Origin of the sequence: Anaerotignum faecicola (assembly GCA_024460105.1) — a bacterium.
Classification (GTDB): Bacteria; Bacillota; Clostridia; order Lachnospirales; family Anaerotignaceae; genus JANFXS01.
Map to the genome: position 1 here is coordinate 1 of JANFXS010000537.1, position 394 is coordinate 394.

1 protein-coding gene is annotated in these 394 nt (G+C 48.2%); it reads right to left on the reverse strand.

The window, feature by feature from the left end; translation table 11 throughout:
- Nucleotides 1-394 (reverse strand): hypothetical protein (locus NE664_15275; GenBank protein ID MCQ4727993.1); only part of this gene is annotated, 394 nt, incomplete at both ends.

Sequence of the window (394 nt, forward strand, 5' to 3'; positions counted from 1 at the left end):
CCGGCTTACTGTCGGGGTCAGGATCGGGTTTATCAACAGTACCGAGTGCTTTTCCTGTCTCAATCCATGTTGGATACTCTTCTTCAATCAGTACATCAGCCAGATCGTTATCGTAATACGTAATCGTGCTGCGGGTTGCATACCAGATCAGGTTGTCTGATGATGACGCATTCCAGTCATTTACCTTTGGCTGTTCCGGCCGTTTCGGATCGACATCAGAGTACAGCGGTTTAAACGTTCCGGATTTATAAATGTAGTTGGAGGCCCAGGTGCCTAAACCGTCATCAGCAAAGCTGGTGTCCAGGATTCCCGGTTCTGTCCCGTCGAGCAGAAAGACGTCGAATCCATTCTGCATGGACAGATCGGAGATATATACCGCTTCCTTATCTTCAAT